This window comes from Streptomyces sp. NBC_00400, from assembly GCF_036048035.1.
In the GTDB taxonomy this organism is placed as follows: Bacteria; Actinomycetota; Actinomycetes; order Streptomycetales; family Streptomycetaceae; genus Streptomyces.
This window is the reverse complement of the sequence record NZ_CP107940.1, coordinates 4,435,499-4,450,619: the sequence shown is the minus strand read 5'-3', so window position 1 is coordinate 4,450,619 and position 15,121 is coordinate 4,435,499. Positions and strand designations below refer to the sequence as shown.

Here is a 15,121-nt window from a genome sequence, read left to right as displayed (position 1 = left end):
TCAGCCACGGCAAGGGAGAGAACGCGCCACGCGGCGCGCTTCTGTTCTGGCGCCGGGCAAATGGGATCAAACGATCTACCACCATACGCACTCCGCCCCCCGGATGGCAAATGGCCTTCCGGCCCCCGCCGTCCGCCCCGTGATTCCCCTTGCCCGCGCCGGGCTGCACACCTCGGGCGGCACCCCTCACCCCTGTCCGCCAAACCCCTTACGCCCCCTACGCACCCTCTGCCCCTCCGCTCCCCTTTCCTCCTACGCCTCTTCCCCGTACGACTACGCCTCTTCCCCGTACGGATCCGGCTGCGACTGCGACTGCGCCGGCGACACCGGCGAGACGGGAGACGGTCCGGACGCCTGGGAGCTCGGCGGCGGCGGAGCGCTGCTGGCCGGCGGGGTGGGCTGCGCGGTGGGCGTACCGGGCGGGGGCGAGGCCGGCGGGGTGGGGCCGTCGGGGCGGGGCGGCGAGGGCTTCGGATGTCCCGGGCGCCCGCCGTGACCGTCGGAGCCGCCGTGGACACCGCCCGCCCCCGGCTCGGGGCCCGACGGCTGCACGGGCTGGGACGGCTCACCGGGCCCGGACGGCGTCGGCTTGGCGCTCCCCGACTTCTTCTTCGCCTTGTCGTCGTCACCGGCCGGACGCCCGGCGCCGTGATGGCCCATCCGCCGCGGCCCGCCGCCACGGCCGTCCACGGTCACCCCGCCGGGGCCGGGCGGCCCGCCCTCCCCGTCGTGCCGCGCGGTACTGCCGGACGGTCTCGGTTTTTCCGGATCGCTCACGCTCATACAGCCGGCCAGCGACGCGGCCAGCGCGGAGAGGGCCACGGCCGCGGCGACGGCCCGGGAGTGCCGCCGGCGCGCCGGTGGACGCGACGAGGCGGCAGGGGTGACGGACGGCGACGGGGACGGTGTCGGCGTCAGGGGCGAATGGCAGGGGCTCGGGCGCACGGCGGGACCTCCGGATCCGGAGCGCAGGGACAGCGGCACGGACTCCCTGCCCAACTCCCGCTCCCCACCCGAGGACACGCACCGGACCCGGCGGATCGCGCCGACCGCCCCAGACCGGGCCAGGAGGCCTCCCCGGCCGTACTAGCCGTAGCCGAGCGCGTGCAGCCGCTCGTCGTCGATCCCGAAGTGGTGCGCGACCTCGTGAACGACCGTCACCTCGGTCTCCGCGACCACGTCCTCGCGGGTGTCGCACATCCGCAGCGTCGGCCCCCGGTAGACGGTGATCCGGTCCGGCAGCACCCCTGCGTACCACTCCCCGCGGTCGGTCAGCGGTGTCCCCTCGTACAGCCCGAGCAACTCGGGATCGCCGGCCGGGGGCTCGTCCTCGACGAAGACCGCCACGTTGTCCATCAGCCGGGTCAGCTCCGGCGGAATCCGGTCCAGCGCCTCGGCCACCAGTTCCTCGAACTCCTCGCGCGTCATTTCCAGCACACCACCATTCTCCGCCACCCGGACCCACACCGATCGTCGCGTCCCGCCCGCCACTCCGCACCCCAACCGGAGGCCACCGCTCCCCGCATAGCGGTGCCACCGGCCGGGCATACGGGACCAATGGCCCGCGCCGCGCGCTCCCGGACACCGCACCCCGACACCCCGCGCAACCCGCCGCACCGGCTGCTGTTCACCTGGCTCCACGGCGTACCCGCACTGCCCGCAGCCGTCCGCCGCGCCTACCGCTCCCGCCGTACGCCCCCGGCTGCGCCCGTCTTCAACCCGTCGCGCTCCTTAGCCCACCCGGCCTCCGCCACCCCGCTCGGCGCCGCCCCGCGCCGCCCCCTGCGCTCCGCCCTCGGCCTGATATCCGTGGCCGTCCTCGGTGCCTGGCTGGGGCTGGTCCTGATCGGCGGCGTCCACGCCCCCGTCGGCCCGATGGACACCAGCATGGCGCTGCGCCCCTCGCTGACCGGCGGCACCAGGATCGATGTCCCGCCCCTCGGCGACCTGGAACTGAACAGCCACTACGCGCCCGTATCGCTCGATGTCGATGTCGACCGGCTGGACCCGGTCCGCTCCCGGGCGCTGGTCGACCACCCCGAGCGGTTCGCCGGCCTGCAGGACGAGGTCACCCGCGACGTCACCCGCGGCGCCCTGGGGCTGGCGCTGCACTCCGGTATCGCCGTGGCGTCCGGCGCGATGGCGCTGAGCCTGGCCGTCCACCGCCGCCCGCGCCGCGCGCTGGCCGCCGGCGGGCTGGCACTCGCCCTGCTCGCCGCCTCCGCCGGCACCGCGTACGCCACCTGGAACCCGCAGTCCGTACTGGAGCCGAAGTTCTCCGGGCTGCTCTCCTCGGCCCCGTCCGTGGTCGGCAACGCCCGCAACATCGTCAGCGAATTCAACGTCTACCAAAAGGAGTTGGCGCGCCTGGTGACCAATGTGACCAAGCTCTACGACGCCACCTCGACGCTGCCGGTCTACCAGCCGGAACCCACCACCATCCGGGTGCTGCACGTCTCCGACATCCACCTCAACCCCGCCGGCTGGCGGATCATCGCCTCCCTGGTGAAGCAGTACCGGATCAACGTGATCATCGACACCGGCGACACCATGGACCACGGCTCGGCCGCCGAGAACCACTTCCTGGACCCGGTCTCCACCCTCGGCGCCCCGTACGTCTGGGTGCGCGGCAACCACGACTCGCGCGGCACGCAGAAGTACCTGACCGGCCGCGCCCACGTCACCGTCCTGGACCACGGCAAGGCCGCCCGGGTCGCCGGCCTGCGCCTCGCGGGCGTCGGTGACCCGCAGTTCACCCCGGACCGCTCCGTGAGGGCGGCCGGCGAGCCCGCCGAGCGCACCGCCGGCGGCAAGCTCGCCGACTCGCTGCGCACCCAGCGGCTGGCCGGAACCCCCGTCGACATCGCACTGGCCCACAACCCCACCGCCGTGACCGAGGCGGACGGCCTGGCCCCGCTGGCGCTGGCCGGCCATCTCCACCACCGCGAGATCACCACGCTCCCCCAGGGCACCCGGCTGATGGTCGAGGGCTCCACGGGCGGCGGCGGGCTGCGCGCGGTGCAGAACAAGAAGCCCGCACCGGTCGAGGCGTCGGTGCTCTATCTGGACCGGACGACGAAACGGCTGCAGGCGTGGGACGAGATCACCCTCGGCGGACTGGGCCTGTCGCGGGCCGAGGTCAGCCGCCACCTCCCCCGCGAGAACCAACCCGGCGCCACGCCCTCGCCGTCCGGCTCCCCTCATCACTCGTCCGGACCCTCTTCCGGACCTTCTTCCGAGCCCTCGTCCGGCCCGCTTCCGCGCCCGACCAGGAGCCCTTCCGGCGGCCCCCGGTAAACCGTTTTGGCGAACGGTCCTCCCATCCCATATGCTTCTCACGTCCCCGACGGCGCCGGTAACGACGCCAAGGTGGCCACCAGCCCTCATCGTCTAGTGGCCCAGGACGCCGCCCTTTCAAGGCGGTAGCACGGGTTCGAATCCCGTTGGGGGCACGCATCACCGTGTGCGAGACTGGTTCACGCCGCTTTCGCACAATGCAAGGTCCTGTGGAGCAGTTTGGAGTGCTCGCCACCCTGTCAAGGTGGAGGCCGCGGGTTCAAATCCCGTCAGGACCGCTGTGGCTGGGTAGCTCAGTTGGTACGAGCGATCGCCTGAAAAGCGATAGGTCGCCGGTTCGACCCCGGCCCCAGCCACACCTTTTGGAAAAAGGCCCCGATTCCTCGAATCGGGGCCTTTTTCGTGTCCGTCCATTCCGTCGATGACGATGTCGATGACGGCTTTTATTTTTCCGCCCGGCGCCCGGCGCCCCGCCCCCTCACGCGTCCGCGGCGGGCGCCACCGCCTCCTCGCGGCCACCCGGGTGGCGGTGCCGCCAGATCCAGAACACCGTGCACGAGAGCACCGACCAGCCGGCCAGCACCAGGAAGGGGAAGGCGTGCTGGTGGCCGCCGAAGTAGACGGCGGTGTGCTGGGCGTTGACGGAGCCACCCGGCGGCAGCCAGCGGCCGACGAGGCCGAGGGCGGACGGCAGCAGGGGCCAGGAGACCGCACCGCCCGAGGAGGGGTTGCCCAGCAGCACCATCAGTCCCCAGGTGGGGATCATCGCCCAGCGCCCCATGAGGGCGTTGAACATCGTGAAGACCATGCCGGACGTGAACATCGTCAGCGCCAGGATCAGCCAGGACTCCACGAACGGCAGCCGCAGCGCAGCCAGCCACCAGTCGACCACCGCCGCGATGCAAAAGCCCCCCAGCAGCGCATAGACCGCGGTGCAGGCGATCCGCTCGGCCGGCTCCAGGCCGCGGGCGTGGACGCTGAGCTGGATCGCGCCGACGAAGCCGATGATCACCGCGGCCAGCGAGATGTAGAACAGCGCCAGACCGCGGGGATCGCCCTTCTGCAGCGGCTTGATGTCCCGGATCCGGACGTCCACGCCGATCACCCTGCCGACCTTCGCGCCCGACTGGGCCAGCAGCTGCGCCACCGTGGCCCCCGAGGCACCGGAGACATCCAGCTCCACGCCCCTGCCGCGGGCGCGCAGGATCGCGAACTCCTCCTGCTCGTCGACGGCCCGCCGGGCCTGGCCGTAGGTGCGGTACCCGGTCAGCCGGAGCGAAGCGCTCAGCGCCTTCTCCATCCCCTGGGTGAAGGCCTTCACCGGTGGGGTGTCGGGAGAGCCGACCACGGCGGTCGGGATGGACCGCGGCGTCGGATTGGCCATGGCGTACGTGTACGAGCCGGCGAACAGACCGGCCGCCGCGGCGACAATGAAGATCAGCACGGCCGCGGGGAAGTAGGGCGACTTCTTGAAGGCCGCCCACCTGACGGCCGCCCCCTTCTCCGCACCGGTCCGCGGCCTGCCGTGCGCGCCGTGCGGAGCGGATCCGCCGGGCGGGCCGGAATCGCCGCGATGATCAGCCATAGGGACACGCTAAAGCAGCGACACGGCGCATACCCGGGCAGATGCCCCGTATGCGGCGGCCCGGGGGCGGCCCGGGGGCTCATGATCCGGCCGTACGGGCAAATGGTTCGCCAGTCGATTACGTGAGGTGAGATCCTGGGGGACGTATGTCCAGTCAGCCTGCCTCCGCCCTGCCCGACGGCGCTGTCTCCACCCCGCCCGGCACCCCCGCTCCCATCCTGACCGCTCTGCTGGAGCGGCTGCCCGAGCTGATGCTGCGCGACCAGCAGCGGCTGGGGCGCCGGCTCGACGGCGCGCGCCGGATCCGTAAGCCCGAGGCCCGGGCCGCCGTGCTCGCCGAGATCTCCGCCGGCCTCGACGAGGCGGAGCTGCGGGTCGCCCAGCGGCAGGCCGCGGTGCCCGGGATCACCTATCCGGAAGAGCTGCCGGTCAGCCAGAAGAAGGACGAGATCCTCGCCGCGATCCGCGACCACCAGGTCGTGATCGTCGCCGGTGAGACCGGCTCCGGCAAGACGACGCAGATCCCCAAGATCTGTCTGGAGCTCGGCCGCGGCATCCGGGGCCTGATCGGGCACACCCAGCCCCGCCGGATCGCGGCCCGTACGGTCGCCGAGCGGGTGGCCGAGGAGCTGAAGACCCCGCTGGGCGAGGCGGTCGGCTGGAAGGTCCGCTTCACCGACCAGGTCGGCGGCGACACCCTCGTCAAGCTGATGACGGACGGCATTCTGCTCGCCGAGATCCAGACGGACCGCGAGCTGCGCCAGTACGACACGATCATCATCGACGAGGCACACGAGCGCAGCCTCAACATCGACTTCATCCTCGGCTACCTGGCGCAGCTGCTGCCCCGGCGCCCGGACCTGAAGGTCGTGATCACGTCCGCGACCATCGACCCGGAGCGGTTCGCGCGGCACTTCGGTGCCTTCGCCGCCGTGGACGCCAGGGACGGCCGGGGCGCCTCGGTGCCGCCGGGCGGCGCCGCCGACGGCGAGGCGAAGCCGAGCGCCCCCATCGTGGAGGTCTCCGGCCGGACGTATCCGGTGGAGGTGCGCTACCGCCCGCTGCTGGAAGAGGGCAGCCAAGAGGCCGACCGCGACCAGATCACCGCGATCTGCGACGCCGTGGACGAGCTGCAGGCCGAGGGCCCCGGCGACATCCTGGTCTTCCTCTCCGGCGAACGGGAGATCCGCGACACCGCGGACGCGCTCAACAAGAAGGCCCTGCCGTTCACCGAGGTCCTTCCGCTCTACGCCCGGCTGTCGCACGCCGAGCAGCACCGCGTCTTCCAGCGGCACACGGGCAGACGGATCGTGCTGGCCACGAACGTCGCCGAGACCTCGCTGACCGTCCCGGGCATCCGGTACGTCATCGACCCGGGCATGGCCCGTATCTCCCGCTACAGCTACCGCACCAAGGTGCAGCGGCTGCCCATCGAGCCGGTCTCGCAGGCCAGCGCCAACCAGCGCAAGGGCCGCTGCGGCCGTACCAGCGACGGCATCTGCATCCGCCTCTACTCCGAGGACGACTTCCTCTCCCGTCCCGAGTTCACCGACGCCGAAATCCTCCGGACGAACCTCGCCTCCGTCATCCTGCAGATGACCGCGGCCGGCCTCGGCGACATCGAGAAGTTCCCGTTCATCGACCCGCCGGACCGCCGCAACATCAAGGACGGCATCGATCTGCTCAGCGAGCTCGGGGCGCTCGACACCCAGCAGAAGTCCCCCAAGCCGGGCCAGAAGGGGCAGCGGCTGACCCCGCTCGGCCGCAAGCTCTCCCAGCTGCCGGTCGACCCGCGGCTGGCGCGGATGGTGCTGGAGGCGGACCGCAACGGCTGTGTCCGCGAGGTCATGGTCATCGCGGCGGCGCTGTCCATCCAGGACCCGCGCGAGCGGCCCGCCGACAAACAGCAGCAGGCCGACCAGCAGCACGCCCGCTTCAAGGACGAGACCTCCGACTTCCTCGCCTTCCTCAACCTGTGGCGCTATATCCGCGAACAGCAGAAGGAGCTGTCCTCCTCCGCCTTCCGCCGGATGTGCCGCAGCGAATTCCTGAACTACCTGCGGATACGCGAGTGGCAGGACATCTACTCCCAGCTGCGTTCGGTCGCCAAGACCATGGGCATCCACCTCAGCGAGGAGGATGCGGCGCCGGACCACATCCACACCTCCCTGCTTTCCGGTTTGCTCTCGCATATCGGCCTCAAGGACACGGACGCCAAGAACGAGTACCTGGGCGCCCGCAGCGCCAAGTTCGCGGTGTTCCCCGGCTCCGCGCTCTTCAAGAAGGCACCACGCTGGGTGATGTCGGCCGAGCTGGTCGAGACGTCGCGCCTGTGGGCGCGGGTGAATGCGAAGATCGAGCCGGAGTGGATCGAACCGCTCGCCCAGCATCTGGTGAAGCGGACGTACAGCGAGCCGCACTGGGAACAGAAGATGGCCGCGGTGATGGCCTACGAGCGGGTGACGCTCTACGGCGTCCCGATCGTCGCCCAGCGCAAGATCACCTACGGCCGGATCGACCCGGAGACCTCGCGGGATCTGTTCATCCGCAACGCCCTGGTCGAGGGCGACTGGCGCACCCACCACCAGTTCTTCCATGACAACCGCAAACTACTCGGCGAGGTCGAGGAGTTGGAGCACCGCGCCCGGCGCCGCGACATTCTCGTGGACGACGAAACCCTCTTCGACTTCTACGACCAGCGCATTCCGGCCGATGTGGTCTCCGGCGCGCATTTCGACGCCTGGTGGAAGAAGCAGCACCGCGAAGAGCCGGAGCTGCTGAACTTCGAGCACTCGATGCTCATCAACGAATCCGCCGAGGCCGTCACCAAGGACGACTACCCGGATTCCTGGCGGCAGGGAAAGCTGAAGTTCAAGGTCACCTACCAGTTCGAGCCGGGCGCGGACGCGGACGGCGTGACCGTCCACATCCCGCTCCAGGTCCTCAACCAGGTCTCCTCCGAGGGCTTCGACTGGCAGATCCCCGGCCTGCGCGAGCAGTTGGTGACCGAGCTGATCCGGTCACTTCCCAAGCCGATCCGCCGTAACTACGTCCCGGCGCCGAACTTCGCGGCCCGCTTCCTGGACTCCACGGTCCCCCTGCAGGGCGCTCTGACGACCTCGCTGGCCGCGGGGCTGCAGCGGATGGTGGGCGTACCCGTCGACGCCGCGGACTTCGACCCGGGCAAGATCCCCGATCACCTCAAGATCACCTTCCGGGTGGTCGACGAGCGCCGCCGCAAGCTCGCCGAGGACAAGGACCTGGAGGCGCTGCGGCTGAAGCTCAAGCCGAAGACCAGGGCGGCCATCTCCAAGGCCTTCGAACAGGCCGCCGAGCGCCCCGCCGGGGACCGCAAGGGCGGCGCGGGCGACGGGCAGGCGCCGGCCGGCCCGGAGCAGCGGACCGGCCTGACGTCCTGGACGATCGGCACCCTGCCGCGCACCTTCGAGACGAGGCGCGGGGGCCAGCCCCTCAAGGCCTACCCGGCGCTGGTCGACGAGGGCAGCAGCGTCGCGGTCCGCCTCTTCGACACCGAGGCCGAACAGCTCACCGCGATGTGGGCGGGCACCCGCCGGCTCATCCTGCTGGGCATCCCGTCCTCTCCGGCCAAGTTCGCCCAGGGCAAGCTGAGCAATCAGCAGAAGCTGGCGCTGTCCCGTAATCCGCACGGCTCGATCGGGGCACTCTTCGACGACTGCGTCACCGCCGCGGCCGACCGGCTGATCGCGGCCCGGGGCGGCCCGGCGTGGGACGAGGAGTCCTTCCGCAAGCTCTTCGACGCGGTCCGCGCCGACCTGGTGGACGTCACGCTCAAGACCATCCAGCAGGTCCAGGAGGTGCTGGCCGCCTGGCAGGCGTGCGAGCGCCGGCTGAAGGAGACGTCGTTCCCCTCCCTGCTCCCGTCGCTCACGGACATCAAGGAGCAGCTGGCGGCGCTGATCAAACCGGGCTTCGTCACGGCGCACGGCGCCAAGCGGCTGCCGGACCTGATGCGCTACCTGGTGGCCGCCGACCGCCGGCTGCAGCAGCTGCCCACCCACGCCGAGCGGGACCGCACCCGGATGGCGAAGGTGAAGGAGATGCAGGACGAATACGCCTGGCTGCTGGAGCAGTTCCCGCAGGGCCGCCCGGTGCCCGCCGCGGCCCGGGAGATCCGCTGGATGATCGAGGAGTTGCGGGTGAGCTACTTCGCCCATGCCCTGGGCACCGCGTACCCGGTCTCCGACAAGCGGATCGTGAAGGCGGTGGACGCCGCCGCGCCGTAGGCGGTGTCCTTCCCCAGGAATCAGGGCCGCCGGTAGCGAGTTCGACCGCACCCCCTGACCTGCTGTACAGTCTTGTTCCGCAGCCCGCCGCAAGCGGAAAGCGAAACGCAAGGTCCTGTGGAGCAGTTTGGAGTGCTCGCCACCCTGTCAAGGTGGAGGCCGCGGGTTCAAATCCCGTCAGGACCGCATAGTTACGGCCCGCATCCTTCTCGGATGCGGGCCGTTCTGCTGTCCGGGGCCGTTCGGTCCGGAGCGGTCCGCGCCCGGTGTGCGGCCACCGCCGGACGACGGTCACCGCACTCCCCGTCAGGACCCGCCCCTGCGGCCCGTATCGGGGCCCCGCGCGGGCCACCGGCCGCGGGCCGCTCCGCCGTCCGACTCCGCCGCCGCCTGCCTCCGCCGGCCGAATGCGGTGCGTAGCCGGATTGCTGCCCGCCGTATTGACTGCGGCACGTACCACCGGTACTCACTGAGGAAGGGCACGGGGGCCGGGGAGGTATGCGCAATGACGACTGCGGTACGGCACGAGACCAGGGCGCTGTTGCGGGCCCATCTGTCGGCGGCCACGCGCTACCGCCACTTGATGCGGCACTGCCCCATCTGCCATCAGCTGCTGCGGCTCGCCATGGAGCCGCACACGGCCCGCTCCGCGGCTCCTGCGCCCGCGGCCGCCCCCGCCCCGCCGCCGGCCGTCTGTGAGCCGCAGGCGGCCGAGGACGGAAGTCCCGTGGGTGGATGACCAACGCCGCCTGCGCCCTCGTACGCACGGTGGCAGGCTGTTGGGCGCGGCGGGAGAAGTTCTCTACCGCAGCGGACGTATCGTCTTCAAGCGCCGCGTAGTGTGACGGGTGTCACCGAACTAGTTTGACGCGATGCGGAACTTACACCCGCCATACAACCGGTCAATTTAATATGTGCAATTGCACTACCTGTAAACGGCTCAGTAACGAGCCCGCAGAGTCCGCGCACAGAGGCCCCCACAAGACCCGTGAAGGCGCCCTGACCGGCATCCGGGGTGCTGTCGGCGCCGTGCCGACCCGGCCGCCCCGAAGGGCCCTGGAGCGGGCGCACACAAAAAGATCGCGCTGGACCCGGCGGAGTCCAGCGCGATCGATGACGTACCCAAGATGCGGCGGGTGTGGGGCCTGTTGGGGCAGGCGCCGCGTCACATGAAGCTGTATGAAGCAAGGTGAAGCAGGTCGAGCTAGGGGTACAAAGCAGGCATTTTCGGGTTGGGGGCCCCGAAAACGGCCTGGTTATGCGGTTGTTCAGGCCTCGCTGCGCTGCTGCGGAATGCCCGCGAGCAGTGCGCGGACCTCAGCCTCGCGGTAACGCCGGTGTCCTCCGAGCGTGCGGATGGACGTGAGCTTGCCTGCCTTGGCCCAGCGGGTCACCGTCTTCGGGTCCACGCGGAACATCGTGGCGACCTCGGCAGGGGTAAGCAGCGGCTCGGCGTCAGGGGTGCGAGCGGTCATGAGCGGCCTCCTCGGGAGAACCGAACCATCACGGTTCTTTCCTCTAAATTCTGCACCTTGACCCACGTTGCCCGAAATGGCGGACGCGGGCCGAGTCGGTTATAGGACGAACGGCTTGTCCTCGGCACTACAACTACACCATCTGTCCAGCCACGTCGGCCAAACCGATGGAATTGCCCTCTCAGGTGTTCAACCTCGGCGGAAGCCGATGGACCGTGCCATAGCGGACAGTCACTCGTCCGTGACGATCAGTCACAACGTGAACAGACGCCACGAGACCCCTCAAGGAGCGCAATACCGATCTATCCGCCCTTAGTTGGACGGAAGGAGCCCACGTCGGGCTCCTTGTCCTATTTTGGCACGAGGGTATGGCTTGGGAGCAAGACCCGAAGTCAGTGCTTTAGGTCACGCTTGAGGCAATCGCCCGGATCAGGACCTACGTCCCGTACCGTGCGAACGCCGAAAAGCGAAAGCAATCATTCCGCATCATGATCCCCGGACCGTACCGGCACTCAGCTGGAGAACTGACGCTCCCGCACCGCACGCCACCGCTGGGAAAGCTTCTCGTACGCGACCCCGGCCCGCTCGCCGTCCCCGTCGCGCAGCGCCGCCAGCCCCTCCGCCACCTCGGCGGCGGAACGGTCCTCGGCGAGCTGTTCCTCGGGCACCGCGTGCACCAGCCCTCCGTAGTCCAGCTCCACGAGCGAACGCGGGTGGAATTCCTCGAGCCAGCGCCCCACATCTACCAGGCCGTCGATCAGCGGCCCCTCTTCCAGGGCGTCGCGCAGCGTGCGCAGTCCCCGGGCAACCCGTCGTCGCGCCTCCACCATGGGCGTCCGATAACGCATCACGAGCGCCTGGTCACCCTTTGTGTACTCCCGCTCGCCGTCGTCGAACAGCACGAACCAGCGGACCGGGACGTGCCAGGCAGCGCCGCGGATCCAGGGCCTCGCGTCCGGGTTGCGCTCCCGCCACCGCTCGTAGTCGCCGGCCGCCTGCAGCCGCACCACCGGGGGCAGCGCCGCATCCAGCACCGACGCCGGCAGCAGCTCGTCCAGCGCCTCCAGGGCCTGCCAGCCCCGCAGCCGGGTACGCCACGGGCAGACACACGTCACCTCGTTCACCACGGCGATAAAGGCGTCCGCGCTCTCGTGGACCGGCACCGGCACCGGCGGGGTCGCCAGCAGATCGGCCAGCGCCCGGCGCTGCTCGTCCTGGGCGGTGGGAGTGTCCTCCCGTTTGGCATAGCGCGCCCAGTGGGAGCGCTCCGGCTCGGGGAACGCAGCCAGCGGCTCGTAGACCCGTAGATATGCCATGTACGGGACCTTCACCGACGACGCCAGGGCCACGCCCGCTCCTTCAAAGGGGAAGTCCGCCGCCGGGAGATCCCGAAGGCCCCCGCCGGCCTGCGATACGACCAGATCGTCCCATGCCCGTCCCCCGGGAGAGGGTGATCCTCGGCACCCGACCGATCAACCGGTCCCGCAGGTCTTACGCTCTTTTCAACCGGCCCTCCCCACCCGTCGGAGGGCACCCTTCGCGACTTATGGGAGTCACCACCGTGACTGACGTACGTCCGGCCCACGCCGGCAACGACGGCGGCGTTCTGCACACCCTGTTCCGATCGGAGCAGGGGGGCCATGAGCAGGTCGTTCTCTGCCAGGACCGTGCCAGCGGCCTCAAGGCCGTGATCGCCATCCACAGCACCGCCCTGGGCCCCGCCCTCGGCGGCACCCGCTTCCATGCCTACGCCTCCGAGGAAGAGGCCGTGCTGGACGCCCTCAACCTGTCGCGCGGCATGTCCTACAAGAACGCCCTCGCCGGGCTGGACCACGGCGGCGGCAAGGCCGTGATCATCGGTGACCCCGACCTGATCAAGACCGAGGAACTTCTGCTCGCCTACGGCCGGTTCGTGGCCTCCCTCGGCGGCCGCTACGTCACCGCCTGCGACGTCGGCACCTACGTCGCCGATATGGACGTCGTCTCCCGTACGAACAAGTGGACCACCGGCCGTTCTCCGGCGAACGGCGGCGCCGGCGATTCCTCCGTCCTGACCGCCTACGGCGTCTTCCAGGGCATGCGCGCCTCGGCCCAGCACGCCTGGGGCGACCCGACGCTGCGCGGCCGCAGGGTGGGCATCGCGGGGGTCGGCAAGGTCGGCCACCTCCTCGTCGAACACCTCCTCGAGGACGGCGCCGAGGTCGTGATCACGGACGTCCGCGCCGACTCGGTGGCGCGGGTGCGCGCCAAGTACCCGCAGGTCACGGCCGTTGCGGATACGGAGGCACTGATCCGCACCGAGGGCCTGGACGTCTATGCCCCGTGTGCGCTGGGCGGTGCGCTGAGTGATGAGTCGCTGCCGGTGCTGACCGCGAAGGTGGTGTGCGGCGCGGCCAACAACCAGCTCGCCCACCCCGGCGTCGAGAAGGACCTCTCCGACCGCGGCATCCTCTACGCCCCCGACTACGTCGTGAACGCCGGCGGTGTCATCCAGGTGGCCGACGAGCTGCACGGCTTCGACTTCGACCGCTGCAAGACCAAGGCGGCGAAGATCTTCGACACCACGCTGGCGATATTCGCTCGCGCGAAGGCCGACGGCATTCCGCCCGCCGCGGCCGCCGACCGCCTGGCCGAGCAGCGCATGGCGGAGGCGCAGCGCCCCTGACCCAGGCCGGAAATGCGCCCTTGCGGGCCGGAAAGAGAGCCTTACGCGGCCCGCCACGGGCGGCCGGGGGAGACATCCCTCACCACCCGTCGGCGGGTCGCCGTACAGGACAGGTTAAAATCGCAGTTGACCAGCGGGGACGGGGCGCCTTGCCGGTCGTGCCGAGCGGCGGGTGATGCGGGCGACGTACCGTATGGCCGCGGAAGCAGGTACCGTTAAAGCCCTACGGGCCGGTCTCTCTGTCGAGAGCCCGCTCTGATCCATGAACGCGTGTCAAGACTCTGGGGCCATCGAGCCCCGTCATTGAGGGGGTCGACCCATGGGGCGCGGCCGGGCCAAGGCCAAGCAGACAAAGGTCGCCCGCCAGCTGAAGTACAGCAGCGGTGGGACGGATCTCTCACGACTGGCCGACGAGCTGGGTGCATCACCGTCGAACCAGCAGCCTCCGAACGCCGAGCCGTTCGAGGAGGACGAGGACGACGACCCGTACGCACGGTACGCAGATCTGTACAACAGCGACGACGACGAAGAGGACGAGGGCGACTCGTCCCAGCAGCGTCGTCGCGCTTGACGCTCTGCGCGCTCGCGGCACCCATAACAGCATCACGGACCCGGTCCTGGGCATCGCCCGGACCGGGTTCTGTGCTGCCCGGATGACCGTGGGCGCGGCGGCCGCACCGACGGCCGCCGGGGAGAGCGGCGCCCGTCCCGGCCCGGGTGGGGCCGTGGCAGGCGCCCGTCCGCTCAGCTCGCGTAGTCACCGGTCAGGGTCACTGCCTCTGCGCGGTCACCGCGGTCGGTGATCTCGCCGCTGACCCAGGCGTCCACGCCTCGGTCGGCCAGCGTGGTCAGGGCGGCCTCCACCGAACCCTGCGGAACGACGGCCATCATGCCGACGCCCATGTTCAGGGTCTTCTCCAGCTCCGGGCGGGCGACCGAGCCGGCCGTGCCGACCAGGTCGAAGACCGGGCCCGGCGTCCAGGTGGCGCGGTCGACGGTGGCGTGCAGACCGTCCGGGATCACCCGGGCGAGGTTGTTGGCCAGACCGCCGCCGGTGATGTGCGAGAAGGCGTGCACCTCGGTCGTACGGGTCAGCGCCAGGCAGTCCAGCGAGTAGATCTTGGTGGGCTCCAGGAGCTCTTCGCCGAGCGTGCGGCCGAACTCCGGGATCTCCCGGTCCAGGGCCATGCCCACACGGTCGAACAGCACATGGCGGACCAGCGAGTACCCGTTCGAGTGAAGCCCGGAGGACGCCATGGCGATCACCGCGTCGCCCGTACGGATACGATCCGCGCCCAGCACCCGGTCCGCCTCGACGACGCCGGTGCCGGCACCCGCGACATCGAACTCGTCCGCGCCCAGCAGCCCCGGGTGTTCCGCGGTCTCGCCGCCGACCAGCGCACAGCCGGCCAGCACACAGCCCTCGGCGATGCCCTTGACGATCGCGGCGACCCGCTCGGGGTAGACCTTGCCGACGCAGATGTAGTCGGTCATGAACAGCGGCTCGGCGCCGCAGACGACCAGGTCGTCGACGACCATGCCGACGAGGTCGTGACCGATGCTGTCGTAGACGCCCATCTTGCGGGCGATGTCGACCTTCGTGCCGACGCCGTCGGTCGCGGAGGCGAGCAGCGGACGCTCGTACCGCTTGAGGGCGGAGGCGTCGAAGAGGCCGGCGAAGCCGCCGAGCCCGCCGACGACCTCGGGCCGGGTGGCCTTCTTCACCCACTCCTTCATCAGGTCCACGGCGCGGTCGCCGGCTTCGATGTCGACGCCCGCGGCGGCGTAGCTGGCACCGGAGGATTCAGCGGACATGGCTGAGCACTTTCCTGTC

Annotated in this window: 11 protein-coding genes and 4 tRNA genes; 9 read left to right on the top strand and 6 right to left on the bottom strand. The window is 70.4% G+C overall.

What is annotated here, in order from left to right:
• Positions 1 to 273 precede the first annotated feature (273 nt).
• Both OHS81_RS19395 and OHS81_RS19390 read right to left on the bottom strand, forming a co-directional pair.
• Positions 274 to 945 carry a hypothetical protein gene (locus OHS81_RS19395; RefSeq protein ID WP_328385986.1) on the bottom strand — a complete coding sequence of 224 codons (672 nt, stop codon included), beginning with the start codon at positions 943 to 945 and terminating at the stop codon, positions 274 to 276.
• Positions 946 to 1,086: 141 nt separating this feature from the next.
• Positions 1,087 to 1,437, bottom strand: coding sequence for a metallopeptidase family protein (locus tag OHS81_RS19390; RefSeq protein WP_311625801.1), 351 nt, complete (start codon positions 1,435 to 1,437; stop codon positions 1,087 to 1,089).
• A 120-nt stretch (positions 1,438 to 1,557) separates the two neighbouring features.
• Here OHS81_RS19390 and OHS81_RS19385 point away from each other — a divergent pair, with 120 nt between their 5' ends.
• The 4 genes from OHS81_RS19385 (at position 1,558) to OHS81_RS19370 (ending at position 3,653) form a co-directional block, all read left to right on the top strand.
• Positions 1,558 to 3,297: a metallophosphoesterase gene (locus OHS81_RS19385; protein WP_328385985.1), complete on the top strand. Its 1,740-nt coding sequence runs from the start codon at positions 1,558 to 1,560 to the stop codon at positions 3,295 to 3,297.
• An 82-nt stretch (positions 3,298 to 3,379) separates the two neighbouring features.
• A tRNA-Glu gene (locus OHS81_RS19380) sits at positions 3,380 to 3,452 on the top strand.
• Positions 3,453 to 3,500: 48 nt separating this feature from the next.
• A tRNA-Asp gene (locus tag OHS81_RS19375) sits at positions 3,501 to 3,575 on the top strand.
• A gap of 4 nt (positions 3,576 to 3,579) precedes the next feature.
• Positions 3,580 to 3,653, top strand: a tRNA-Phe gene (locus tag OHS81_RS19370).
• Between the two features lie 122 nt (positions 3,654 to 3,775).
• Here OHS81_RS19370 and OHS81_RS19365 read toward each other — a convergent pair.
• The gene (locus OHS81_RS19365; protein WP_328385984.1) at positions 3,776 to 4,882 is read right to left on the bottom strand and encodes an ABC transporter permease; all 1,107 of its coding nucleotides are present in this window, start codon (positions 4,880 to 4,882) and stop codon (positions 3,776 to 3,778) included.
• A gap of 146 nt (positions 4,883 to 5,028) precedes the next feature.
• Here OHS81_RS19365 and hrpA point away from each other — a divergent pair, with 146 nt between their 5' ends.
• The 3 genes from hrpA (at position 5,029) to OHS81_RS19350 (ending at position 9,886) form a co-directional block, all read left to right on the top strand.
• Entirely contained in the window at positions 5,029 to 9,147 is a 4,119-nt protein-coding gene (gene hrpA, locus OHS81_RS19360) for an ATP-dependent RNA helicase HrpA (protein WP_328385983.1), read from the top strand.
• Positions 9,148 to 9,258: 111 nt separating this feature from the next.
• A tRNA-Asp gene (locus OHS81_RS19355) sits at positions 9,259 to 9,333 on the top strand.
• Positions 9,334 to 9,652: 319 nt separating this feature from the next.
• A complete protein-coding gene (locus tag OHS81_RS19350) occupies positions 9,653 to 9,886 on the top strand; it encodes a DUF6274 family protein (RefSeq protein WP_328385982.1) in 234 nt (77 codons plus the stop codon).
• Between the two features lie 529 nt (positions 9,887 to 10,415).
• On the opposite strand, the gene bldC is transcribed toward OHS81_RS19350, so the two are convergent.
• On the bottom strand, positions 10,416 to 10,622 hold the full coding sequence (gene bldC, locus OHS81_RS19345) for a developmental transcriptional regulator BldC (RefSeq protein WP_003949541.1): 207 nt from the start codon (positions 10,620 to 10,622) through the stop codon (positions 10,416 to 10,418).
• Between the two features lie 512 nt (positions 10,623 to 11,134).
• On the bottom strand, positions 11,135 to 11,971 hold the full coding sequence (locus OHS81_RS19340) for a hypothetical protein (RefSeq protein ID WP_328385981.1): 837 nt from the start codon (positions 11,969 to 11,971) through the stop codon (positions 11,135 to 11,137).
• A gap of 197 nt (positions 11,972 to 12,168) precedes the next feature.
• Between OHS81_RS19340 and OHS81_RS19335 the strand changes: the two genes are divergently transcribed.
• The gene (locus OHS81_RS19335; protein ID WP_328385980.1) at positions 12,169 to 13,287 is read left to right on the top strand and encodes a Leu/Phe/Val dehydrogenase; all 1,119 of its coding nucleotides are present in this window, start codon (positions 12,169 to 12,171) and stop codon (positions 13,285 to 13,287) included.
• A 319-nt stretch (positions 13,288 to 13,606) separates the two neighbouring features.
• Positions 13,607 to 13,858 carry a DUF3073 domain-containing protein gene (locus OHS81_RS19330; protein ID WP_030086208.1) on the top strand — a complete coding sequence of 84 codons (252 nt, stop codon included), beginning with the start codon at positions 13,607 to 13,609 and terminating at the stop codon, positions 13,856 to 13,858.
• Positions 13,859 to 14,031: 173 nt separating this feature from the next.
• Here OHS81_RS19330 and purM read toward each other — a convergent pair whose 3' ends face one another.
• On the bottom strand, positions 14,032 to 15,102 hold the full coding sequence (gene purM / locus OHS81_RS19325; protein WP_328385979.1) for a phosphoribosylformylglycinamidine cyclo-ligase: 1,071 nt from the start codon (positions 15,100 to 15,102) through the stop codon (positions 14,032 to 14,034).
• Positions 15,103 to 15,121 lie beyond the last annotated feature (19 nt).

What these genes read in the sequence shown, in the direction of transcription:
- OHS81_RS19385 (WP_328385985.1), top strand. Translation starts at nt 1,558, where the DNA reads ATGGCCCGCGCCGCGCGCTCCCGGACACCGCACCCCGACACCCCGCGC.
- OHS81_RS19365 (WP_328385984.1), bottom strand. Translation starts at nt 4,882, where the DNA reads ATGGCTGATCATCGCGGCGATTCCGGCCCGCCCGGCGGATCCGCTCCG.
- hrpA (WP_328385983.1), top strand. Translation starts at nt 5,029, where the DNA reads ATGTCCAGTCAGCCTGCCTCCGCCCTGCCCGACGGCGCTGTCTCCACC.
- OHS81_RS19350 (WP_328385982.1), top strand. Translation starts at nt 9,653, where the DNA reads ATGACGACTGCGGTACGGCACGAGACCAGGGCGCTGTTGCGGGCCCAT.
- bldC (WP_003949541.1), bottom strand. Translation starts at nt 10,622, where the DNA reads ATGACCGCTCGCACCCCTGACGCCGAGCCGCTGCTTACCCCTGCCGAG.
- OHS81_RS19335 (WP_328385980.1), top strand. Translation starts at nt 12,169, where the DNA reads ATGGGAGTCACCACCGTGACTGACGTACGTCCGGCCCACGCCGGCAAC.
- OHS81_RS19330 (WP_030086208.1), top strand. Translation starts at nt 13,607, where the DNA reads ATGGGGCGCGGCCGGGCCAAGGCCAAGCAGACAAAGGTCGCCCGCCAG.
- purM (WP_328385979.1), bottom strand. Translation starts at nt 15,102, where the DNA reads ATGTCCGCTGAATCCTCCGGTGCCAGCTACGCCGCCGCGGGCGTCGAC.